The sequence below is a fragment of the Rhodococcus sp. Leaf233 genome, from assembly GCF_001426165.1.
In the GTDB taxonomy this organism is placed as follows: Bacteria; Actinomycetota; Actinomycetes; order Mycobacteriales; family Mycobacteriaceae; genus Rhodococcoides; species Rhodococcoides fascians.
On sequence record NZ_LMRO01000009.1, the window covers coordinates 246,115 to 269,908 of the forward strand.

General features: G+C 65.1%; 19 protein-coding genes. 7 read left to right on the forward strand and 12 right to left on the reverse strand.

Annotated elements, in window-relative coordinates; genetic code table 11:
- Nucleotides 1-34: 34 nt before the first annotated feature.
- The 6 genes from ASH04_RS11910 (at nucleotide 35) to ASH04_RS11935 (ending at nucleotide 5,468) form a co-directional block, all read left to right on the forward strand.
- Nucleotides 35-793 (forward strand): SDR family NAD(P)-dependent oxidoreductase, encoded by a 759-nt coding sequence (locus ASH04_RS11910; protein ID WP_032366853.1) that lies wholly within the window; start codon nucleotides 35-37, stop codon nucleotides 791-793.
- On the forward strand, nucleotides 793-1,869 hold the full coding sequence (locus ASH04_RS11915; RefSeq protein ID WP_032367322.1) for an alcohol dehydrogenase catalytic domain-containing protein: 1,077 nt from the start codon (nucleotides 793-795) through the stop codon (nucleotides 1,867-1,869). The genes ASH04_RS11910 and ASH04_RS11915 overlap by 1 nt, the downstream gene beginning before the upstream one ends.
- The gene (locus tag ASH04_RS11920) at nucleotides 1,866-3,383 is read left to right on the forward strand and encodes a class I adenylate-forming enzyme family protein (protein WP_156394534.1); all 1,518 of its coding nucleotides are present in this window, start codon (nucleotides 1,866-1,868) and stop codon (nucleotides 3,381-3,383) included. Before ASH04_RS11915 ends, ASH04_RS11920 begins: the two co-directional genes overlap by 4 nt.
- A 42-nt stretch (nucleotides 3,384-3,425) precedes the next feature.
- Entirely contained in the window at nucleotides 3,426-4,049 is a 624-nt protein-coding gene (locus ASH04_RS11925) for a TetR/AcrR family transcriptional regulator (RefSeq protein ID WP_032366851.1), read from the forward strand.
- Between the two features lie 70 nt (nucleotides 4,050-4,119).
- On the forward strand, nucleotides 4,120-4,455 hold the full coding sequence (locus ASH04_RS11930; RefSeq protein ID WP_057473608.1) for an EthD family reductase: 336 nt from the start codon (nucleotides 4,120-4,122) through the stop codon (nucleotides 4,453-4,455).
- A complete protein-coding gene (locus tag ASH04_RS11935) occupies nucleotides 4,452-5,468 on the forward strand; it encodes an MBL fold metallo-hydrolase (RefSeq protein WP_057473609.1) in 1,017 nt (338 codons plus the stop codon). Before ASH04_RS11930 ends, ASH04_RS11935 begins: the two co-directional genes overlap by 4 nt.
- A 30-nt stretch (nucleotides 5,469-5,498) precedes the next feature.
- Here the strand turns inward: ASH04_RS11935 and ASH04_RS11940 are convergent, their stop codons facing one another.
- The 12 genes from ASH04_RS11940 to ASH04_RS11995 all read right to left on the reverse strand — a co-directional run bounded on the left by ASH04_RS11940 (nucleotide 5,499) and on the right by ASH04_RS11995 (nucleotide 23,048).
- Complete coding sequence (locus ASH04_RS11940; RefSeq protein WP_057473610.1) at nucleotides 5,499-6,263, reverse strand: SDR family NAD(P)-dependent oxidoreductase; 765 nt, start codon at nucleotides 6,261-6,263, stop codon at nucleotides 5,499-5,501.
- Nucleotides 6,260-7,984: an ABC transporter permease gene (locus tag ASH04_RS11945; protein ID WP_057473611.1), complete on the reverse strand. Its 1,725-nt coding sequence runs from the start codon at nucleotides 7,982-7,984 to the stop codon at nucleotides 6,260-6,262. The genes ASH04_RS11940 and ASH04_RS11945 overlap by 4 nt, the downstream gene beginning before the upstream one ends.
- The gene (locus tag ASH04_RS11950; protein ID WP_032366847.1) at nucleotides 7,984-9,144 is read right to left on the reverse strand and encodes an ABC transporter ATP-binding protein; all 1,161 of its coding nucleotides are present in this window, start codon (nucleotides 9,142-9,144) and stop codon (nucleotides 7,984-7,986) included. The genes ASH04_RS11945 and ASH04_RS11950 overlap by 1 nt, the downstream gene beginning before the upstream one ends.
- Before the next feature lie 140 nt (nucleotides 9,145-9,284).
- Nucleotides 9,285-10,325 (reverse strand): ABC transporter substrate-binding protein, encoded by a 1,041-nt coding sequence (locus tag ASH04_RS11955; protein WP_032386453.1) that lies wholly within the window; start codon nucleotides 10,323-10,325, stop codon nucleotides 9,285-9,287.
- Between the two features lie 327 nt (nucleotides 10,326-10,652).
- Entirely contained in the window at nucleotides 10,653-11,582 is a 930-nt protein-coding gene (locus ASH04_RS11960) for an aldo/keto reductase (RefSeq protein WP_057473612.1), read from the reverse strand.
- Between the two features lie 100 nt (nucleotides 11,583-11,682).
- Nucleotides 11,683-12,621: an alpha/beta hydrolase gene (locus tag ASH04_RS11965; protein ID WP_057473613.1), complete on the reverse strand. Its 939-nt coding sequence runs from the start codon at nucleotides 12,619-12,621 to the stop codon at nucleotides 11,683-11,685.
- Nucleotides 12,622-12,663: 42 nt separating this feature from the next.
- Nucleotides 12,664-14,253, reverse strand: coding sequence for an APC family permease (locus tag ASH04_RS11970; RefSeq protein WP_057473932.1), 1,590 nt, complete (start codon nucleotides 14,251-14,253; stop codon nucleotides 12,664-12,666).
- 23 nt (nucleotides 14,254-14,276) lie between these two features.
- Nucleotides 14,277-15,161 carry a universal stress protein gene (locus ASH04_RS11975; protein ID WP_057473614.1) on the reverse strand — a complete coding sequence of 295 codons (885 nt, stop codon included), beginning with the start codon at nucleotides 15,159-15,161 and terminating at the stop codon, nucleotides 14,277-14,279.
- 82 nt (nucleotides 15,162-15,243) lie between these two features.
- Entirely contained in the window at nucleotides 15,244-18,129 is a 2,886-nt protein-coding gene (locus tag ASH04_RS11980) for an aminotransferase (RefSeq protein ID WP_057473615.1), read from the reverse strand.
- Nucleotides 18,122-19,783, reverse strand: a complete 1,662-nt coding sequence (locus ASH04_RS11985) for an amidohydrolase (RefSeq protein WP_082519238.1) — start codon at nucleotides 19,781-19,783, stop codon at nucleotides 18,122-18,124. The genes ASH04_RS11980 and ASH04_RS11985 overlap by 8 nt, the downstream gene beginning before the upstream one ends.
- A complete protein-coding gene (locus ASH04_RS11990; RefSeq protein WP_032366841.1) occupies nucleotides 19,780-21,021 on the reverse strand; it encodes an MFS transporter in 1,242 nt (413 codons plus the stop codon). The genes ASH04_RS11985 and ASH04_RS11990 overlap by 4 nt, the downstream gene beginning before the upstream one ends.
- Nucleotides 21,022-21,023: 2 nt before the next feature.
- A complete protein-coding gene (locus ASH04_RS11995; RefSeq protein ID WP_032366840.1) occupies nucleotides 21,024-23,048 on the reverse strand; it encodes an amidase in 2,025 nt (674 codons plus the stop codon).
- Between the two features lie 105 nt (nucleotides 23,049-23,153).
- Between ASH04_RS11995 and ASH04_RS12000 the strand changes: the two genes are divergently transcribed.
- Nucleotides 23,154-23,777, forward strand: a complete 624-nt coding sequence (locus ASH04_RS12000) for a TetR/AcrR family transcriptional regulator (RefSeq protein ID WP_032367318.1) — start codon at nucleotides 23,154-23,156, stop codon at nucleotides 23,775-23,777.
- Nucleotides 23,778-23,794: the final 17 nt, after the last annotated feature.

Genomic DNA, 23,794 nt, shown 5'->3' on the forward strand with positions numbered 1-23,794 from the left:
CCTATTGTCCGACAATCAGTTTGGAAGTGGACACATGACCCAGGACATGTTCTCGCTGACCGGTCGCGTCGCTGTGGTCACCGGTGCCTCGTCGGGGCTCGGCCTCGGTTTCGCCCGGGCTCTCGCCGCGGCAGGTGCCACGGTGTACGCCGCCGCGCGACGGCTCGACCGGCTCGAAGCGTTGTCGGCCGAGATCCCGGCCATCGTGCCCGTGCGGTGCGACGTCACCGACGACAGCGACCGGCGAGCTCTCGTCGACCGATGCTTCGACGAACACGGTCGGCTCGACGTCGTGATCAACAACGCGGGCAAGCCCGGTCCGCCCAACGCCGAGGACGAGACACTGGACGGTTTCCAGTCCATCCTCGACGTCAACCTGATCGCCGGGTTCCATCTGGCCACCTATGCGGTCGGCAAGATGCCGATCGAGGCAACAGCGTCGATCATCAACATCTCCTCGGTGATCGGACTGGTGTCCACCGCACCGATCGGCGGTGCCAGTTACGCGGCGTCGAAGGCAGGCACGCTCGGCCTCACTCGTGAACTGGCCGGTCAGTGGGGTCGACGAGGCATTCGCGTCAACGCCGTGGTGCCGGGGTGGTTCGATACCGAGATGACCGATGGCCTGTTCACCAACGACAAGTCCGCAGGGTGGGTGCGGCGGAACACCATGCTCGGACGCGGCGGCGTCGACGGCGAGATCGACGGTGCCGTGCTGTTTCTGGCCTCGGACGCCAGCTCCTACATGACCGGTCAGACCCTGGTGGTCGACGGTGGATGGACTGCTCGCTGATGTTGGCCGTGCAGGTCCTTCAGTGGGGGAGCGCACCGGAGTTCCAGGAGGTGCCGGACCCGGTGCCGACCGGGCACGAATTTCTGATCCAGGTGGACGCAGCCGGACTGTGCGGATCCGATCTGCACGTGATGAACTCGAGCGCAGAGACTTTCGACTACGACCTGCCGCTGACGCTGGGGCACGAAGTGGCCGGAACGGTCGTCTCGGCGGGACCGTCGGCAGACCCTTCCTGGATCGGTCGCGCCGTGGTCGTACACGGAATCTGGAGCTGCGGAACGTGCCCGAACTGTCTGCGGGGCCGAGAGAACTACTGTCGCAGCCTCGCTCGGCGTCCCGACGGCCGGCTGGCCCCCATCGGAAACGGTCTGGGGTACCCGGGCGGCATCGCAGAGCTGATGCTGGTGCCGTCCGAGCGCGTACTGGTTCCGATCGGTGATCTCGATCCTCTCGGAGCCGCGCCTCTGGCGGACGCGGCACTGACCGCGTATCACGCCATTCGCACCAACTCCGCCGTGATCGACGACCGAAGCAACGTGGTCGTGATCGGAGTCGGCGGTCTCGGCCACCTCGCCCTGCAGATCCTGCGCACCATGGGCGTGCCGCACATCGTCGCAATCGACTCCAAGGCCGACGCCGCTGCCCTGGCCGAGTCCTCGGGAGCGCACGAATTCTACGAGTCCGTTTCCGCTGCGACGCAACGGCTCACGGCACTGGACGGGGCAGATCTCGTCCTCGACTTCGTCGGCGCGCCGACCACGACCGCTCCGGCGGCCGCCCTGCTGCGGTCCGGGGGTTCTGTCGTGGTGGTAGGCAGCGCCGGCGGCCGACTGACAGTCGGGAAGGATGTCGGTCTGGCCACAGGATGGACGGTGGATGCACCGTTCTGGGGTACGCATGCCGATCTCGAAGCCGTTGTCGCACTAGCGCAGGACGGCCTGCTGCGCGCCGAAATCACCACCTTCCCCTTCACCGAGGCTATCTCTGCATACGACCGGTTGCGAGACGGATCCGTCACCGGCCGTGCAGTTCTCGACATGAGCGCATCACGTACCAGGAAAGAGTCACACCAGTGAAACGGCTTGCCCGCGAGATGGTCATCCGCGCCGAACAGACCCCCGATGCCATCGCCGTCGTCGACGAGGACGGCAGCCACTCGATCCGGACCGTGGTCGAGGCGGCGACATCCCTCGCCGACGTGTTCGGCGGTATCGACCCCAGCCCACCGACCGTGGTGATTCAGGCCGACAACACCTGGGGCACCGTGGCGGCTGCCCTCGGTGTCGGTCTCGCCGGCGGTGTGGTCGCGGTGGTCAGCCCGCACGCAACGGAGTCGGAGTTCGCGCTGGCCCTCGAGGACATCAGACCGGACGTCGTCGTGGGAACGCCCGAGGCCCTTCGTCATTGGGGTGTGCCCGACGAGCAATTTCCCGTGGACAAGCCCGCCTTCGGCTCGTACCGCGTACGAGCGACGAGTGGTGCGTTCGCCTCTGTCGCGCGATGGAACGGAGGCGATGCGATTGCGATGACCTCGGGTTCGACCGGCCGGCCCAAGTGCGTGGTGCAATCCGAGGACGCGATCAGGTATGCGTCTCGATCCACCATCGATGCCGTCGGTCTCCGCCCGGGCGAGGCGATCGGTGCCTTCGTTCCGCTGTCGTCGGTTGCCGCATTCTGCTTCGGAATGTATCTGCCTGCGCTACTGGGAGGTCCGATGGTCGCCATCGGGAAGTGGTCCCCGGAGGTGGCTCTGCGGGCAGCGAAGGAACACCGGATTGCCTGGACGATGCTGGTACCGACCATGGCGCTGCAGCTCTCGGTCGCACCGAACTCCGAAGGCGCACTGGACACGATGCGCGCCATGACGGTCGGCGGCGGACCGATGAACGAGCGCGCGCTCGCCAAGGCCGAACAGTGGTTGCACACCACGTTCCTCCGGGTGTTCGGAATGTCCGAGTGCTTGGGCCACACGACACCCGCTCACGACGACCCGGTGTCGATCCGCCTCGGACGCGACGGTCGGCCGTTTCCCGGCACCACCGTGCGAGCCGTCGACTCGGACGGCCGTCCGCTCCCCGCGGACGATATCGGTGCCGCCCAGGTCAAGGGCCCGTCGCTGTTCGTCGGGTATGCCCGGGCCGGCACTCCGGTCCCGCCCGAGCTGACGCCCGACGGTTTTCTTCCGACCGGTGATCTGGTGGAGGTCGCATCGGACGGCTCGATTCGCGTCATGGGTCGACAGAAACAGATCATCATTCGTGGTGGACGCAACATCGACATCAACGAGGTCGAGTCGGCGATCGCCTCGCTGCAGTCCGTCGTGCAGGTCTGTGTCGTACCGGTACCGGACGACCTGCTGGGGGAGCGCGCCGCAGCGCTCGTGGTCACCGGTGGTGAGGAGCTCGAACTCGAGGACGTCACCGCGCAGTTGGCCAAGGACGACTTCCCCAAGTCGAAGTGGCCGGAATTCGTCTTCACTGTCGACGACTTACCGCAGAATCGCGTCGGAAAACTGTCCCGTCCCGATGCGACGGCGCTGGCCAGGCAGCTCGCGGCCGCAACTGACTCGAATTCACATCGAAAAATGTAAACTCCGACCGAGGCTGCATACGTTCTATGAGTAGGGGCAATCATGACCGTAGGAACCGACGTTCGACGCGAGAGCCCGCGGTCCAAGCGAACGCGGATTCTGTCGGCGGCTATCGACCACTTCGGCAAAGTGGGTTACGAGCACACCAAGTGGGCGTCCATCGCCGACGAGGTCGGTATCGGTCAGACTGCGCTGTACCACTACTTCGAGTCCAAAGCGCATTGCCTGTTGACGATCATGCGTATCGAACTCGCGGACTCCGCCGCCCGGTTCGTCGCGGCCACCGAGGGGGTCACGCATGCCGAGGACGCACTGCGTGCGGCGATCGCCGCATCGTTGGCCGCATCGCCTCAGGACGCCTTGGCGCGTCGCATCCTGCACAATCACATGGACCTCCTGGCGACCGAACGTCAGTCCGCGAAGGAAGAGGCCGAACGAGTCGAGTGCCGCGCCCTGGTCCAACGTATCGAGCGGGATTGGACCGCGCTGGTCGGCCGGGGAATCGAGGCGGGGCAGTTCGCCGAGTCGAATCCGACGATGTCCGCCCGGCTGGTACTCGCCTTGGTGGTCAGCGTATGGCGGTGGTACCGCCCCGACGGTCGCCTGACGATCGACGAGATCACCGACGTGGTCACGGACGCGGCCATCCGCGTCGTACGCAAGTAGCACCCGCGAGCGGGGTCTCACCGGCTCTTCGTGGTCATTGAAACTGAACAGAATTCACTTAGGAGAAAATATGTACAACCTGGTACTCGTCGCCGCCCGCCCGGAAGAGTGGACCCACGAGCAGTTCATCACGTGGTGGCGCGGCGAGCATGCCGACGTCACGTATCCCCTGCCCGGTTTGCTCCGCTGGCAGCACACCGAATTGATCGAAGCATTCGGGAGCAAATCCCAAGGGTGGGACGGCTTGTCGGTGCTCAGCTTCGAGTCGCGCGACGCACTCGAAGCGGCCCTGGCCAGTGACGAGTGGAAGGCCGCCGTCGACCACGTCGGGACCATGGGTGGCCGACGGATGATGTGGTACGGCGACGAGAAGACGATGGTGCCCCTCGCGAGCGACGCGGGATGACGTCGTCGTGGGCCGACCCGGGCTGTTTCGCAGTGGCAGACGGCGTTCATCGCGTCCCTCTGCAGATGCCTCAGGACGGTCTGCGTGCGATCAATGTCTATGTGCTCGAGACCGATACGGGGCTGGTGTTGATCGACGGCGGTTGGCACCGGGCATCCACGCACGACGAGCTCGTCGACGCGTTGCGTCGCATCGGGCGTCGACCGTCGGAGATTCACGACGTGTACGTCACTCACGTCCATCGTGATCACTACACGTTCGCCGTCGAGCTGCGTCGTCGATACGGGACGCGGGTGCATCTCGGTGCCGCAGAGGCACCGGGCATCGAAGCGATCGGTCGATTGCGCAGCAACGTTCCGGTCAGCTCGATTCGTGAACTCGAGCGCGCGGGCGCGTTCGAGATCGCTCGCATCGCAGCGGAGAGCGGGAAGGCCGAACCCTTCGACGCCGCGGACTGGGAGCTACCGGACGCGTGGTTACAACCCGGTCCCCTCGACGTTCCCGGCCATGCGGTAGTCGCTGCACACACTCCCGGACACACGAAGGGCCACATGGTGTTTCACGACACCGACCGGAACCTGTGCTACACCGGAGACCACGTTCTGCCCACGATCACGCCGTCGATCGGGTTCGAGCTCGGCGAGTGGGACCTCCCGCTGGCCAAGTATCTGACGTCTCTGTCGGTGATGCTCGACGAACCCGACCGGACGATGTTGCCGTCGCACGGCCATCCGGGTGCGGGCGTGCACGAGCGTTGCCGGCAGCTGCTCGAACACCACGATCGCCGTCTCGCCGCTACCGAGAGCGTCGTCGAATCTGCTGCTCGCGCAACCGGGTTGGACGTGGCGGCCGGTCTGACGTGGACTCGGCACGATCGATCGTTCGCCACCCTGGACAGCTTCAATCAGATGGTGGCGACCTGCGAGACGCTGGCGCACCTCGATGTTCTGGTCCAGCGCGGCAGACTGTCGGTGCGGACCTCCAACGGGGTGGACTTCTTCACCACCTGCTGAAGCATCCGCCCCGACAGCCCGCCCGAGCGGTCAGTCGCAGGTCCAGCCGCCGTCGACGTACAGCTCGGTCCCGGTGACGAACGTGGAGTCGTCTCCGGCCAGAAAGGCAACGGCGGCAGCCACTTCGGCCCCGGTTCCCAGTCGACCCATCGGGGTGTGCGCGATCATGGCGCTGTGTCGTTCGGAGCCCTCGTAGCGTTCGAGCAGCTGCGTGGTGCCGATGAAGCCGGGGTGGATGGAGTTGACTCGGACACCTTTGGTGGCCCAGTGCAGGGCTGCGTTCTTGGTCATGGTGCGCACAGCGCCTTTGGCTGCGGCGTAGGCGAAGCTGTTGCCGAGGCCGCCGACACTGCCGAGGATGGAACAGATGTTGACGACGGATCCTCCGCCGGAGCGCTCGACATACGCGCCGGCATGCTTCATTCCGAGCCACGTCCCGGTCTGACTGACTTCGACAACTCGGTTGTATCGGTCGAGATCCTCGTCGACGACGGTTCCGAGGCTACCGATGGCACCGTTGTTCACCACGGCGTCGAGCCGGCCGTACTGCGCGTCCACCGCCTCGACAGCGCTGTGCCACTGATCTTCCCGAGTGATGTCCAGGGCGATCGGGAGATGGCGTTCGCTGTCGGCCCGGTCCGCCACGAGTGCGCCGCACGCGGCCCCGTCGACGTCGGTCACCACGAGCACTGCGCCTTCCGAGGCCAGCCGTTCGACGATCGCGGTACCGATCCCTCCGGTTGCTCCGGTGACGAGAACGACCTTGTCCCGGAGCCGGGACTGCACGCCCGTCACAGCTTGCTGAGCACGTTACGGCCGCCGACGAGCATCGCCGCGGCGACACCGATCGTGGTGACGGCAGTCATGAGCAAGGCCATCGCGGCCACGAGTGGGTAAGAACCGTTCTGCCACATGTCGAACAGCAACGTGCCCATCACCTGGGTCGTCGACGCTCGCACGAGAAGCGATGCAGCGAATTCGTGGGTCAACAGAATGAACATGAGCGCGACGGCACTGAGGATCGTCGGACGCATCAGCGGCAACATGATTCGGAGATTCGTCACGAATGGGGACGCACCACTGGTGGCCGACGCCTCGGTGTACGTGTTGCCGAGCGACAGCATGGCCGTCATCTGCATTCTCGTCGAGAAGGGCAGCATCAGCACGATGTACACGAGGATGATCACCGTTCTGGTTCCGTAGAGGATCAGCGGCGGTTCGGTGTACGTGAGCAGGAACCCGACGCCGAAGATCACGGCCGGGATGCCCAGTGGCAGTGCGGTCATGAGGTCTGCGAGCAGTGCGAGAATTCTGAACCGACGACCGCGGACGAGAAGGTTTGCCATCAGGTAGCCGAGCGGAATGCAGATCGCGACCGCACCCAGTGCAGTCAGCACACTGGTCAGGACCGACTCCACCACCGCCGTCGTATCCATCAGTGCCCGAAAGTTGTCCAGCGTCAACAGACTCAGCGACAGCGATCCCGACCAGTACGGCGTCAACGAGACGATGATCAGACCCACCAGCGGGATGACCAAGGCGAAGAGCGCGAACACGACGATGGTGACCGTGGCCCACGTCGCTTTACCGGTGGAGGGAGCGAATGCCTTGCCGCCGTGCGTGACGAAGCGAGTCTGGTTGCCCAGCAATGCCTTCTGCGCCAGCACCAGTACCAGTCCGAAGATCACCAGCGGAGAGCCCGCGGCCGCAGCCGCCGCGAAGTCCGACGGGGACTCCGACACCCGGCGGTACATCTCGGTGGTCAGCACCTTGACGCCGGTGTTCGCACCCAACAGCAGGGGGCCGGTGAACTGGCCGAGTCCGAGGAGCAGCGCGATGCCGCCGCCGTAGATGAGGGACGGCCGAAGCAGCGGGAGGACGATCTTGAAAAAGATTCCGACCGTGGACGATCCGCTGACCTGAGCGGCTTCGAGGTGCTCGGAGCTGATGTTCTGCATGCCGGAACTGACGAACAGGTAGACGAACGACGTCAGACCGAAGCCCGTGAGAACGATGATCCACGGGACGGTGTACACGTCGATCGGGCCACTGTCCGATCCGCTCCACCACGGCAACAGTCGAAGGAGCACATTGAGGTAACCGGGCCCGGGGGAGAGCAGGAATGCCCACCCCACCACGCTGGCCACCGCCGGCATCACGATCGGCAGGATGGGTATGACACGCAGCCAACCGAGCTTGGCGGGAAGCCTGCTCGCAGCGAAGGCGAGCAGCGTTCCCAGCACCATCGCGATGACCAACGAACCGAGCGCCAACGCCACCGTGGTTCGAAGGGTGACGCCGATGTCGAAGCGGCCGTACTGACTTCGGTATCCGGCAGCTCCGTCCTCGAACGCGAGCATCTGCAGACGCACCATGGGGAGCACGACCAGGTAGGCCAACACGGCGAGGACGGCGGCGTACCCGATTCGCGCGCGCCAATTCGGCGAGATCGGCAGTGAGCGCTTGGCGGGCGTCTCGGCGGTCTGGGGACGTTCGACGTCGACTGCGGTGGCCATCACGAGGTCTTTCCAGCGGAGCCGACGAGCTCGGAGCTCGCGGCCGACGACGCGTCGGGCAGCGCGTACACCCGCAGACAGGACGGCGCGAAGCTGACGAGTACGGGTTGTCCGGGACTGCTACGCCGCAGCGCCGCACTGTGTTCGGTAGCCGAGGCTCGCAGCGTCAACTGCTCGTCGCCGGTCTTGACCGCCACGTCGAAGTACCGACCGCCGTACTCGTACGTCACGAGTTCTGCGTGCAGGGCGATGTTTCCGGGCGGCACCTGGTCGGCAGTGTCGTGCAACAGCACGTCGTCCGGTCGGAACCGCGCGACGGCACGAGTGCCCTCGTCGGCACGCTCACGCACCGTGGCCGTCTGTAGGTCGATGACGTCCGAGCCACTGGTGACCCAGCCGTCGTGGCCGCGCCGCAGTTCGAGCCGATTACCCATCCCGATGAATGCGGCGACGTACTCCGAAGCCGGATTCTCGAAGACGTGCTCGGGCTCGTCGTACTGCTCGATCTTTCCGGCCTTCATGATCGCGAGACGGTCGCCGAGAGCGAACGCCTCGGACTGGTCGTGCGTGACGAACACCGCGGTGAAACCGAGCTGTTGGTGCAACTGGTGAATTTGCGATCGAACCTGATCTCGCAGGCGCGCATCGAGATTGCTCAGGGGCTCGTCGAACAACACCAGATCCGGTTGCGCCACGAGCCCGCGTGCGACCGCGACACGTTGCTGCTGGCCGCCACTGAGCTGCGAGGGGTACCGGTCGAGCAACGCACCGCAGTCGACCATGTTCGCGGCCGTCTCGACCGCGCCGTCGGCGATTGCCTTCTTCAGTTTGCGCACCGTCAGCGGGTACCGAATGTTCTCGGCGACCGTCATGTGTGGCCACAGTGCATACGACTGGAACACCATGCCGATGTTTCGCTTGTGCGCCGGGACATGGACTTTCGACGCCGCATCGAACACGGTCCGACCCGCGAACGAGATCGAACCACCCTGCGGCGTCTCCAGCCCGGCGAGGCACCGCAGGGTCGTGGTCTTGCCGCACCCGCTCGGTCCGAGCAGGACCAGGAATTCGCCCTGCTCGATCTCGAGGTCGAGACTGTCGACGACGACGTTGGCACCATAGGTCTTCGTCAGTCCGGAGACCGCGAATCGAGAGGTCATTGCATACTCGCTTTCGGAGCATCGGTGTGCGTGCACCGACGGCCGCTGTACGTCGACCGTCGGTGTTCGTCTCTGTCACAAATCATTTCGCATTCCGCGCACAAGGCGACGGTCTGCGTTCTCGTGCTGTGTGCGGAGAGTCAGCCCTGGAACAGGGTCTGCCATTCCTGGGAGTACTGGTCGACCTTCTCAGGAGTCAGTTCGTCGATGTCGGGAGATGCGATGTCCTGAGCTCGCGCGACCGCTCCCTCGATGTCGGGAAGGACGGCTGCATATCCGCCGTTCAGCGCCTGCTGTCCCTCGGCCGTCACCATGAAGTTCGCGAGCACCTGTGCTGCGTTGGGGTGCTGCGAGGCGCTGAGAACCTCCGAGTACCAGGGTGTTCCCCATGGCTTGTCGGGCAGAGCCCAATCGACCGGTGCGCCTGCGGCAACCTCGGTGACGAGCGGCTGCACCATGGGACTGACCGTCACTTCACCGGAGGTGAGGGCTTGCGCCACAGCGAGTGCGCTGGGGTAGACCCGCGGCGAGAGTTCGGCCATCTGGTTCCAGTAGTCCTCACCGAAGTTCTTGGCGTAGAACTTGTACAGATCCACGTACGACGCGAATCCGGTGGGGTTCACGATGCCGATCTTGCCTTGGAACTTCGGATCGATCAGGTCTTCGGGCGCACTGACGCCGTCCGGAACGGCCGCAGTGTTCCAGCCCAGACCGAATACCGCAGCACTGGTCAAGAAGAATCGATCGTTCATCACGCTCTTCGCCGGATCGAACGCTGCCGCATCGAGATCGGGGCCGACGAGTTCGGTCGAGAACTTGCCGGACTCGGCGGCGTTCTGGATCCACGACGCGTCGGTCGTCATGTGGACGTCGGCGATGCCGGTTCCCGTCCGATTCTCGGTCTCGACGCGGGGGTTGATCTCGGAGTCGGTGCCGCGCACGTACTCCATCGAGATTTCCGGATACTTCGCCTCGAAGGCCGCCGTCAGGGCATCGAGGTTGGCCGGCTTCTGGCTCGAGTAGAGCATCACGCTGCCCTCCTCCTTCGCGGCCGCGACCACTGCGTCCCAATCGCCCTCGACCGGAGCGGATGCGGAGGAAGACGATCCCCCGCATGCGGTGAGGCCCACCAACGCAGCAGTCGCTGCCACGGCAACCATCGTCGTCCTGAACTTGTTCATGCCTGCGTTCCTTTCGGGCACGTCGATAACTTCCCGCGGACTCGGCGAGTCGTCGTAAGACGTGGAGTCGTGTCGACATCCGATCGCAGACTCGACCCACGTGCTCGAGGTGGCTGCAATGTTCCATCAAACTGAACTGATGTCAGTTTGAAAGATAGCCGCCGGTGCGTGTGATGTCAATCACCAGGTGGGGGCAGGGGTGACGGGCCGCTCTACCTCGACATGCTCGTATGCCGAGCCGGTTCGGCTCCTCCCATCCGAATATGCGACACCGATCGGCGTCCGACATTCGGATGGGAGGAGCCGATTCGGGAAGGTGGACAGAGGTCAGGTCCAGCCCATGCGGGAGCGGTTGTCCCAGTAACTCCGCGGGGGCTCGGCGATGTCCAGGTCGGCAATGGTCAGGTCGCCGGGCGCGATCACGGCGCGGTCGATGGAGAGCGCAGCGATGTTCTGTTCGAGTTGCGCCACCGTGGCGGCACCGGAGAGCACCACATCGGCCCACGGTTGCGCGAGGGCGACGGCCAGTGCGAGCGCGTCGCGGCCGACTCCGGCCGAGTCGGCGCTCGCGGCGAGTTCGGAGTTCTCGGCGACGAGTCGACCGTTCGCCATCGCCTCTTTGACGACGACGAACCAGCCGGCCTCGTGTGCTTCCGCCAGGGCGGGGGCGACGGACGGTTCGAGGGGATTCCACGTCGACTGCACCGAGTCGAACACCCCGATCTCGAGCGCCGCACGCACGACATCGGCCTGGTGCGGCCCGCTGGTGCTGATGCCGATGCGGGTGCCACCGGCTGCCAGCGCGCGTAGATCGTCGAGCAGGGCTGCGTCGCGAAGGGCAGGGCTGTCCGGGGTGACGCTGTGAATCAGGTAGTGGTCGGGCTTTCCGCCGAGATCGCGCACGGTCTGCGGCCACTGTTCGGCCAGGCGTGCGACCGAGTGTTCCTTGACCTCGTGTACCTCCGCGCCCCGCTGGAAGTCGGCGACATAGGCGTAGCCCCACTTCGAGCCGATCACGAGTTCCTCGCGCCGGTTCGGTCGGGCAGACAACCAGCTGCCGAGGAACTGCTCGGCCAGACCGTAGGAGCGGGCGACGTCGAAGTGCCGAATGCCACTGTCCCAGGCGGCGTCCAGTACTGCGTGGCAATGTTGCTCGAGCGCAGCCGGGTCGAACCGCCCGTCCACCGCACACGAATGCCCGATGGTCAGATACTCCGGGCGTCCGAGTGCGGCAAGTCCGAGACCGAGTTGCGTCATACGCGAATTCTGTCATCACAGTCGAGTGCGCGTTGGAGACGTGACGGTGATGTTGCGACCGTCGGGCATCGCGCGTCACCGGTCGCAACGAGCAAGTCCGTCAGAGCGCCTCGATGACTCGATATCGATCTTCGGTGGACCGGCGACTAATTGCCGCCTCGGGTGCGATCCACTCGAAAGCGTGTGGGGCACCGGTCCGTACGTGCAGCTCGCACGGCACTCCGGCGCGAAGCAGGCGCAGCGCGTAGTCGATGCTTTCGTCTCGGAAGATGTCGAGGTCTCCGACGTCGATGAATGTCGGTGCAAGATCGGCGAAGTCGTCGAGGTGAGAGGGTGAGGACAGCGTCGAGACCGTCACTCCCTCGGGAAGCAGCGCGTTCCATCCGGTGAAGTTGTCGTCGTACGTCCACGTCGCAGTCGCTGTCAGATGGGGGTCGGGTACGAGAGTGCGGGAATCGAGCATGGGATAGATCAGGATCTGGTGTGCCAACGCCATGCCGTGGTCCCGTGCGAGGATTGCGGCACCCGCTGCCAGTCCACCTCCGGCGCTGTCTCCCATGATCGCAATGCGTTCGCGATCGACGCCCAGTGCATCCGCCTCGCGAACCAGCCAGGCGAGCGCGGCGTAGACATCTTTGACGGGGGCATCACCGGTCGCCTCCGGAGCGAGGCGGTAGTCGACCGAGAGAAATGCCACGCCGGTCAGCTCGGCATAGTGCGCGATGACTGGGTCGTACAGCTCGAGCGACCCGCTGATCATTCCACCTCCGTGCGCGTAGACGACGGCACTGGTGCTCACCCTGTTGTCCGGCAGGTACCAGCGCATCGCTACGGCACATCCGTCGTCGGCCTCGACAACATGATCCGACCTGCGTACAGCAGTGCTGCCCGGTAGCTTTCCGTGGTCGATGGCAAGAGTCGCATCGATGACAGCTCGCAGCGTCCAGACATCGCCTCGCTCGGTCGCGGTGGGAACGCCCGAGGTCGCTGCGGCCGCCTGCAGTGCCGCCGCAACCTCACTGTCGAGAGCAATAGCCATCGTGTGTACTCCTGTTGATTGTCGAGTCGGCCGGAGACCGGACTATTCGCCGCGCTGGGAATCCAGCGTCGCCGGTCGCTGGTAATCGGAGAGGTCGCCCTCGTTCCGTAGGGCCGTGGTGTTCCGATCGAGCGTTTTGCCTTGGAAGAACGCCGGACTGCGAAATCTCATGACGGTCATCAGCACAGCGCCGAAGAGCAGCACGCCGAATCCCAGGAAGAACACCAATCCGATTCCGCCGATGGACGCGCCACTGGCATTGTTCGGGTCCATGCTCTCGTCCAACGAGAAGACGAACACGGCAAGGAGTATGAGTCCGCCTACCAACGGGAACACGAAACGGAAAAATGCGTTGCGCACGCTGTCGAACAGTGCGCCGCGGAAATACCAGATGCAAGCGAACGCTGTGATGCCGTAGTACCAACAGATCATGATTCCCAGTGCCGCAATGGTATCGATCAGAATTCGCTCCGACAGGAATGTCACCACCGTGTAGAACACTGCGGTCACGACACCTGCAACCAGCGTGGCGTAGGACGGCACCAGGAAGCGGGGAGAGACTTCGGCGAATTTTTTCGGGAACGCGCCGTACACACCCATGGCAAGCATCGTGCGCGCCGCGGGAAGAAAGGTGGTTTGCAGGCTCGCCACCGAGGACACGAACACGGCCAGGAACAGCATCAGCCCGCCCCACTTGCCCAGGACCGGGTCGGCAAGTGCGCCGAACACGTTTTCCGAGTTGTCGGGGTTGCCGAGTCCGAGGCCGGTGTCGCCCACTCCCGCATACATCATCGCAGCGACCGATACCAGCAAGTATGTCAGCAGCACAGTCAACACACAGAGCAGTCCGGCGCGCCCGGGCGTTCGCTTCGGGTCCTTGGATTCCTCGCCCAGCGTCAGGCAGGTGTCCCAACCCCAGAACGCGAAAATCGACCCCGTCAGACCGATAACGAACGCCCCGGCGGCCACTCCGGTGAACGGATCGAACCAATCGAGATCGAAGCTCAGTCCAGCGGGGGAGTCACCCGAGCCGACGTGCACCAGAGCCATCACGGCGAAGATGGCAAGAAGAACCATCTGGAAACCTACGAGCGCAACCTGCAATTTCTCGCTTGTCGTGATACCTCGACTGGCCACCCACGTGGCAATCCCGAGGAACACCAAGGTGGTACCGACATTGACCAACTTGTTGCCAGGAAGATCTGCGACGGAGGGACTTTCGAACAAATTGGCAATGAACAAATAGAAGAATTGGACGCCGATCGCAGCAAGGTTCGACAGCACGATAATGGTGGCGATCACCATGCCCCAACCGCACATCCACCCGACGTACGGCCCGAACGCTTTGGTCGACCAGGTGAACGAAGCGCCGCAGTCCGGCGACGCCGAATTGAGTTCGCGGTAGGCATATGCGGTGAGGAACATCGGGATGAATCCGGCGATGAATATGGCGGGCAACTTCAGACCCACGGCCGCAACGATGAGGCCGATGCTTGCGGTCAGCGTACAACCCGGAGCGACCGACGAGATTCCCAGAATGGCACCGGAAATGGTGCCGACTGTCCCCGTGGCCAGACCCTTCGCGCTTACGGTACTCGTAGGCCCGGCCTGTTCGCCCGCATCGTTCGTCATATCGGAACCTTCGTTCGTTCGATTCATGATTCGAAGTCCTGCTTGGGTACGACCACCATGGGGACCGGTAGGACGCGAAGCATCTTGGTTGCAGTCGACCCCAGGAAGAGTCGATGGGGTTGGGCGAGGCGGCTCGAACCCACCATGACCAGGTCGCCGTCCTGCCAGTCCAACGTGCGTACGGCCGACTCGACCGTCGATCCGTCGGCGATCGACACCGTCACCGGAAATCCCTGCGGCAGAACAGCTGTCGCCTCGTCGAGTGTCGTTCTCGCGTGCGACACCGCAGCCTCGCGAACTGTGTCGAACGCGTCATGACCGTCGTGCAGGTCGTTCTGCGGATCCAACGCGACGAGCGAAACCAACCGCAGCGGTGTGCGGATCCTCTCCGCCGTCCGCACCGCTGTGCGAAGCAGCACATCGGCCCCGACTCGGGCTCCGAGCGCGCAGGTGACCTCTCTGATCTTCTGGACCGACGAGTGCCGCATACCCCGTGGTGCGAGGGCCAATGGGACGTGAGCCGAGTGCAACAGCTCGGTGGACACCGATCCAACGGAGTGTCGGCCGAGCAGGCCGTCTCCGGCGGCACCGACGACGATCGCCTGCGCGTTCAACCGAGTGACCTCATCGAGAAGTCCCTGAGCGAAGGATTCGTGGACGGACAGGTGCACCGCGACATCGATATCGGCGGGCACCGTCGCCCTCGCCTTACGCAACCACTCCATTCCCTGAGTCGTCAGGACGTCGTCGTAGCCGGAGATGGACGGAACACGAGTTGGAACGGTGCGCTCGGGTGGTAGAACCATGCAGATATCAAGAGCAGCACCGAGGCTTCGGGCAAGTTGTACCCCGAGAACGAGGCCGTCCTCGCCGCTCGGGGTGGCGAGATAACCGACCATCAAACGCATCTGGCAGTTCCTCAGTGTAGTCGGAAGGTGATCGGTTCATCGAGCGCGCGGTCTGGTGACCTGAGGACTTCGGACCGGCACATCACCAACCAGTGGTCAGGACTCTGTTCAACGAGTCGACGAAGTAGTCGACCGATTCCTTCGAGACGCACAGGGGCGGTTTGATCTTGAGCACGTTCTGGTGGTCGCCGGTGGGTTGCATGATCACTCCCAGTTCGAGGAGTCGATTGCAGATGGCCTCGGTTTCCTCGGTGGCGGGTTCGAGGGTGGAGTGGTCGCGGATGAATTCGAGTCCCAGGTACAACCCAGAGCCGTGCACTGTGCCCACGATGGGGTGCTCGGCCGCGAGGGCCTGCAGTCGAGACTTCAGGTGGCCACCGACGACGCGCGCGTTCTCCTGCAACCCCTCTTGCTGGATGACGTCGAGTACGGCGAGACCGATCACCGACGACACCGGGGATCCGCCCGTGGAGGAGAAGAAGTAGCCACCGGTGCGATAGCGGTCGGCGATCTTTCGGGTGGTGACAACGACGCCAACAGGTTGGCCGGTACCGATGGATTTCGCGACTGCGATGACGTCGGGAATCGCCTGCTGCTGCTCGAAGCCCCAGAACCATTCGCCGAGTCGGCCGTAACCGACCTGCACTTCGTCGGAGATCGCGACGCCACCGTGCTTGCGGACGGCGGCGTAGACCTGCTGGAGGTAGCCGTCGGGAAGTGCGACTCCTCCGGCGTTGCCGTAGTAGGACTCGCAGATGAACCCGGCGGGGAGAGTGCCTGCCGCAGCCAGGTCGTCGATGAACTGTACGGCCTCGGGTGCGTACCTCGAGGCGTCGTCACCGCGGTGCTTTCCTCGGTAGGAGTTCGCGGCATCGACGGTGTGTACCCAGTCCGGCCGGGTGGCAAGGGCATTGGGATTGTCGGCTATCGAGGTCGAGACGGCGTCGCTGGCGAAGGTCCACCCGTGGTAGGCCTCCTTCATGGCCACGATGTCGGTACGTCCGGTCGCGGCCATCGCGATCCGGATGGCGAGATCGGTTGCCTCCGAACCGGAGTTGACGAAGAACACGGTGTCGAGTTCGTCGGGGAGGGTCGCGGTGATGCGTTCTGCGAATTCCGTGATCGCACGATAGTTGAAGCGTGAGTTGGTGTTCAGCAGTTGCATCTGCCGATGGGCGGCCGCCACCACCTTCGGGTGGGCATGGCCGACGGAGGCGACGTTGTTGACCATGTCGAGATAGACCCGGCCGTCGACGTCGGCCAGATACTCACGCCATCCACGCTCGATGCGGGGCGGCTCCGCGTAGTAGTGCTCCTGGACCTCGGCGAGCAGCCGTTCGCGGCGCTCGAGGGTGTCGTCCTCGGGGGCGACGACGGTAGCGGGCAGCCCGAGTGCCGGCGCTGGGTCACCGGCGAGTACCGACCAACCGTGGGAGTACGAGGGCTCGACGCGCAGTGGTATCGGCCCCGAGTTCGATCGGGTGAGCTGAACGTCGATCGGTGTACGCGCCGGCAGCACCAGGGTATTCGGTGAGTTCGGTACGCCCACGAAGTGGACGGCGTCGTCACCGGACGTGACGGTGATGCCGTCGTCGGTGTGCGTGTTGTAGCAGTCTGCAGGTACGTCGAGCGTGGTGTCCTGGGCGAGCCAGATGGTCAGCGCAGTCGAGATCGTGGCCGGCTCTGTGGGAGTGCGGCTGGGTCCACCGGTGAGCCGAGCAGACCACGCAGGTACCACTGCGGCGGGAGCGCCTGCATCGAGTGCGGCAAGCGCGGCGGCCGTCAGGGTGTGTCGGTCGAGCCAGCGCCCTTCGTCGTTGACGGTCGACGTGGTGCCCGCGTCGATGGTCACGGCGTCGGACATACCGGCGACCAACGGTTCGCCCTGCCAGGTCGGTCGCGGCCGGGCGTCCAAACCCAGAACCCGACGGATGGTTTCGGTCATCACGGCGCAGGGCACCGATGCTGCTTGGGTGAGGATGCAGAATTCGCGATCCAGCGCGGAGTCGGCGTACGAGTTCCCGGCGTCGAGGCGTACCTGCTGACGGCCGCTGAGTACGAGGACCACTCCGCGCAGGGTGACCAATGGCCACAGTGCCTCGATCTCGTTCTCGCTCAGCGGACGTGCGGCATGGAAGGCGAGGATGGCGGGCAGTGCGTCGACCGGCGCGAAGCCGTCGTGGTGCAGCAGCGAGGACAAGGTCACCGCAATTTCGTTGACCGCCCACGATCGACTGACATCGCCGAAGTCGATGACGGCGTCGGGGAGCGACCCGGGTGCCGTCGGCGCGAGAACGTTGTCGTCGGTGATGTCGAAGTGACCGAGTTGAAGTGGCAGGTCGGCCGACACCGAATGCAACTGACGCAAGGCCGATGCGGTGACGTCGGTGATGAAATCGCTGACATCCTGGTCCGGCTCGTCGGGCAACAGCGTCGCGATGACGCGATCGGCATGGCGCAGATCCCATTGCAGCACCCGGCCCGACGCCGGGTGGTCGACATCGGAGAGTGCGACGCTCACCTTTCCTGCGAGTTCACCCATCCGCGCGGTCGTGGCGGGGGAGAGATAGTTCGAGCCCATCAGCGTTGTGCCCGAGATGAATTCGATGACACGGCCGTGGATGCGCCCGTGCGACGAGTTCCACCATGCGGACATAGGTCCGCGCGGGCCGACGACCACCTTGGGGGTACGCAGCGTCGGCTCTCGCTCGGCAACGATGCTTGCGGCGAGGTCCTGCAACTCGATCTCGGACTCGCTGAACACCGGGTTGCTCAGCTTGAGGACGCCGACCGGGGCACCGCTGTCGATGTCGCGAACCACGAAGTTCTGGTCCTGCTGGCTGCCGAGTTCGGTGAGGGTGCATGCCAATCCGAAGTTTTCGTCCATCAGCCTACGGACCTCGTCGGACTCGAGGGTCGGCGTCGGTAGCTCGGGCTGGGCGAAAAAGTCGAACACGGTGTCAGACATGGGTTTCCTCGGTCTCTTTCTCGAACACGGTCTTGCCGCCGACGATGGTGCGCACGACCGACACAGCCAACAGATTGCCTCCGTCGAGTACGTCACCGTCCAGTACGACGAGGTCGGCGTACATGCCGGGTTGCACTCGACCGACCCGCGAATCGGCATCGAAGGACGCGGCGGAGTCGAATGTCGCGTGGCGTAGGGCGGCGTCGAGCGGCACCGCGAACTGTGGCTCGTTCGGTGGCAGCGAGTGGTCGGTGGCCGAGCGTCTCGTGGTGGCGATATACAGGTTCGCCAGCGCTTCGTGGGGCGCGGTCGGGGCATCGGTGCCGAATGCCAGGCGGGCCCCCGCAGCGGTGAACAACGTCCACGGGTAGCCGCGTTCGACACGGTCGTCGCCCAACTGGGCGCGCCAGTTCGGTTGGATCGCAGGGTCGGAGTGCACCGGCTGTACCGATGCCGTGATGCCCAGCCGAGCCATTCGGTCGGGTGTCCGATCGCTGACGATTTCGAGGTGCTCGAGCCGCGGTCGTCGATCCCACGGCGGATTGACGTCGATCATCTCCTCGAGAACATCGAGGGCCATGTCGCTGGCCAGATCGCCGATGGCATGGATGGCCAGACGCAGTTGTGCAGCATCCGCGGCGACGACGACGGGTAGAAGGGCCTCGGCGCTCCACAACAGGTCTCCGTTGGTGCCGTTGGCGTACGGGTAGTTCAACGCTGCGGTACACGCGTCGATCACACCGTCGAGTACGAGCTTGATACCGACGAGCTCGAGCCACGGTGTCGGGTCGTTCCGCAGCTCGAGAACACGGTTCACCTGGTCCAGATTGCGCTGCGCGTCACCGGTATCGACGACGAGCCAATGCGCCGAGACACGGACTGGTAGCCGGCCTCCCGAGCGCTGCGCGACACCGCACAGCGCGCGCCAGCCGTCTTCGTCCATCCCCATGTCGACGACCGAGGTGACACCGGCGGCCGCGAACGCGTCGAGCGCACGCCCTATGTGTCGCTCTCGATCCTGGTTCGAGGTGACCGAAGACAGGTAGGCCCAACCCAATTCGTGCGCGGCGCGTTCGTACAGCATCCCGGCGGGTGAGCCGTCGGGAAGACGCGAGATCCGGCCACCGGCCGGATCCGTTGTCGTCGCGTCGATTCCCATCGCTTCGAGTGCGGCGGTGTTGACCCAGATCGAGTGCATGTCGTTGGAGTCGAGGAACACCGGAATGTCCGAGACGACCTCGTCGAGCATGGCTGCGGTGGGTTCACCGTCGATGGCATCGAAGAGCCATCCGCGGCCGCGCAGCATGGTCGCCTCGGAGCCGAGGGATTCTCGTGCGTCGACCAGCCGGCGTCGAATCTCCGCGAGATCGCCTGCGTCGGTGAGGGCTACGCTGCTGAGCCCGGCACCGAGCCACAACAGGTGTACGTGCGAGTCGACGAATCCGGGGAGGACGAATCGGCCTTCGAGGTCCTCCGTGACGTCGGCGGACGCCGCGTGCGAGATGCCGGGCAGGTGCACCTCGGCGATGTGGTCGCCGTCGATCACCACACGATCGGCCTCGGCCAAGGTGCCGTCGGCGACGGCCTCCAGGGTGCCGGAGGAACTGAGGATCCTGCCGTTCACCAGTGCGGTCCGGGTGGTCGGGGTTGTCATCGAGATGTCTCCTGCGGTAGCGAATCCGATTGCCGTGCTTGGTTTTCTGCCTGTTCGACGCGGGTGGACAAGCGTGCGACGAGAACGACCGGTACGACCAACAACCAACTGGTCACGCCTACGACCCAGCCGAATGTGCTGTAGCCGAACGACTCCACGAGCCAACCACCGAACGCTGGGGCGAAACTGGTACCCACGAGATACACGCCGAGCGAGGGACCCGAGAATCTGCCGTTGGCATCCAGCGCGGCCGCGGTGGCGATGAAGAACAGGAATGCCGCCAGGTACACCGAGTTCCACGCGACGAGCAGCACGCCGTACACCGTGGGATCGGTCGCGAGGGACGTGCCGAGCTTCAGGGCGCCACCGACGATCAGTAGGACCGCCATCGGAAGCGCGCGCCCCACCCGGTCGCCGAGCAGGATCAGCACGAGGGCGGCGAAGAATCCCCCTGCGCTCGACGCGCTGAGAACCACACCGAGTGCTGCGTCGCTCAGCTGCGCATTGTCTGCGCCCATGGTGCCTGCGATCGCCCAGAGCGAATCCTCGCTGATCGCCCACACCGCGTACATCACCAGCAGGGACACTCCGGCAACTGTGATGCGCCGCGTGCCGACCGAGGCCGGCGGCTCCACAGCCCGTCGCACCGGGTCGGGTGAGTCGAGTACGGGTGCGGCGGGCAACCAACCCGACGTCACCAGGAGAACGATCGCCAGAGCCGCTACGAATCCGTAGACACTGCCCAGGCCGACCCCGACCAGCGGGATCACCGCGAGGACGAGGGTCACGACGGCTCGGTTGACGAGTCCGTTGGCCGCCGACATCCGGTTGGGATTGCGCAGTGCCGCCAGAGCTGCACCGCTCGCGGCCAGTGCGCCGCCGGCTCCCGCACCTCCGATGATGACGCCGACGACGGTGACGGTGGCACCGAGCGGGAACGCAGCGACACCGAATCCGAGTGCGGTCACCACGAGACCGACTCGGGCTACCGCGATCCGCCGCGACCCCTCGGCCAGTCGGGTGACGGCGATACAGGCCAGCGCGGTGGCGAGCAGCGAGCCCGTCATGATGGTCCCCGCCTCGGCGACGCTGACGCCGAGGGAGTCCTGGAGTGCGATCACCATGAACGGCAACAAGTTTGCGGTCAGCAGGCCGAGTACGGACATACCGAATGTCGACGTCGCTCGTCGAGTGTTCAGTGGAAGCCGGGTGGCGTCGGGCGTCAGTGGAATGGTCATGATCAGAGAGGCGATCCGTCGGTGGTCGCCATGGCACCGGCGACACCACCGTCTGCGCAGCGGGCGACGGCGACGACGAGGGGACCGTACGGTGCCCGCCACTCACTGTGCAGGGTGTCGTACGAACCCGGCGGAATCGACACCGTCCCGGTGACGGCGCTGCCCGTCGTGTGGAGCGGCACCCGCACTCCGTCGACGAAAGCCTGTACGTCGTCGATGGAACCGCCGTCGATCCGGACGGCGAAGGTGAGTTCGTCGCCCGCGGAGCCCGGCCGAATCTGCACGTCGGTCACTGCGATGGAGGCATCCGAGTCACCGGCACCGACGATGCCGTCGAACACGTGCTCGTCGGTCAGTGCCGGGGTGCGTGCGGGAGCCACTCGTCGTGCCCCGAGGGTGTCGACGGAACGGGCGAGACGCAGCAGGGTCGAATCGGAGTAGGCAGCACCGGCCAGGGTCAAGCCGACCGGCATCGATGTGTCGCTCATCGACCCCATGGGAACGGTGACGGTGGGTATGCCGAGGTGACGGGGCACGAGATTGCCGTTGGCCACCCAGACTCCGTTGCGCCAGGCGATGTCGGCGGACGCGACGTCGACATCGGCGTCGGCGGGGCCGACATCGGCGACGGCAGGAAAGACGACTGCGTCGAAGCGGTTGTCCTGCAACCACTTCTCGAAGTCGACGCGGCGGACCTCTTCCAATCCGCGCATGCCGGCCTCCACGGACGGAATGCGATCGAACGGCGTCACCCCTGCTTTCGCCATGGGAACGTAGTCCGCCAGATCGTAGGCCGTGTCGAACGGCAGAATGCCGTAGCGATCGGGTAGCGCGCCCGTGGGATGCGGGAAGATGCGCGCCCCGTCGGTCTCGGCCAGGCCGCGCAGGCCTGGCTGACCGTTCGCGGCGAGGAAGCTGTCGAACGCCCACACGGAGAGTTCTTCCAGCTCGCGGTCGAGGAACTCGGCGGGAACGAGACCGCGGTCGACCATGGTCTGCGAGTTCGGGTGCAGGCCTTCGTAGTTCTCCACGACGGGGAAGTCGGTGTCGATCACTTCTGCGCCTGCAGCCGCCAGATCGTCACGCATGGTCTGCCACAGGGTCATCACCGAATCGCGGGTATGGATCGGATATGCGCTGTCGGGATCGCCGTTGACGTACAGGCGAGGTACGGCGAGCCGGAGCCCCTGCAACGGCAGTGGCGGCAGATCGGTGAAGGACGCGGGCCGAACATCCGAGGCCGGGGGGATCGACACCCACTCCTGCATGCGCCACAGGTCGCCCTCGGTGACCGCGTCGTCGGCCACGACCACGTCCAGTAGGTGCAGTAGGTCGTCGACCGTACGGGCATGCGGCACAACGACATCCATCGTGGGCACCAACGGCCAGTTGCCCCGCACCGAGATCACCCCGCGAGAGGGCGTGTAGGCGACGAGCGCGTTGTTCGACGCGGGTGCGCGGCCCGAGGACCAGGTTTCCTCGGCGAGTCCGAAGGCAGCGAAACTCGCAGCTGTCGCAGTACCCGATCCGTTCGACGATCCCGAGCCGAACGCCGAGGTGAGAAACTCTGCGGAGTAGGGGCTTTCGGCGCGTCCGTAGAGTCCGCGCTGCATTCCACCCGCTGCCATCGGCGGCATGTTGGTCAGGCCCAGGCAGATGGCGCCTGCCGCTCGCAGCTGGGCCACGGCGAAGGCGTCGTCGGTCGCGACGAGGGTCTCGAATGCGGGCGAGCCGGCCGTCACAGGGAGGCCGCGCACCTTGTAGCTGGACTTGGCGGTGTAGGGGATTCCGTCCATCGGGCCGAGGGTCTGCCCAGCGCTCCGGCGCCGGTCGGCTGCGCGGGCTTCCTCGAACGCGTCGGGGTTCAGTACCGGAACGGCGTTGAGGCTGATGCCGGTGCGGTCGTAGTGCCCGATTCGATTGAGGTAACGCGCTACCAGTTCGACGCTCGTCACAGTGCCCTCGGCGAGCGCGGCGGAAACGCCGGCGACATCGGCCTCGACCACGGTGAAGGAAGAAGAAGTCATGACAGAACTAAAACACACACTGTCGGTTTTGGGAACGGGTGAATCGAAAAAAATCCCGACATGCAAGGCTGTCCGTACTCGACGACCGCCCGAGAGGAGGCGACCATGGCACGACCACCTCGCGCCATTCTCAGCCGTGACCTGATCGCCCGCACCGCATTGGCCCTGGTCGATCGGCACGGAGCCGACGGTGCGAGCATGCGGGGCGTGGCGCTGAAATTGGGCGTGAACCCTACTTCCCTCTACAACCACGTCGCCGACCGCGCGGCGATGATCGAAGACGTCCGAGCTCTGGTCTCGGCCCGAATCGACTCGGCACCGCTACGCGAATTGCCCTGGGAGGAGGGCCTCGTCGAATGGGCGAGGTCCTATCGATTGGCGTTCGCAGAGCATCACCGCGCCGTTCCCCTCCTCATGACCACACGCGCATCGACCCCGGTGCTGTTGGCGGAGTACGAGGATTTCTCTGTTGCCGCAGAGGCGGTGGGCTGGGCGAGCAGGGACGTGTTGCCTCTGCTGACCGCGTTCGAATCGTTCATCCTCGGCAGTGTCCTCGACATGTCCGGCCCGAGTGTCGTATTCGATCCTGCCGGCCAGGAGGAGGCTTTCCCGCGGTTGGCCGCGGCCTACGAGACCGTCCAACACGAGGATGCCGACGATCCCATTGCCACCCGCGCCTTCGAGATGGGTCTGGCGATGCTCGTCGCATCGGCGCGCCCCCGGCGGTGAGATCGAGGCCCGTGTTC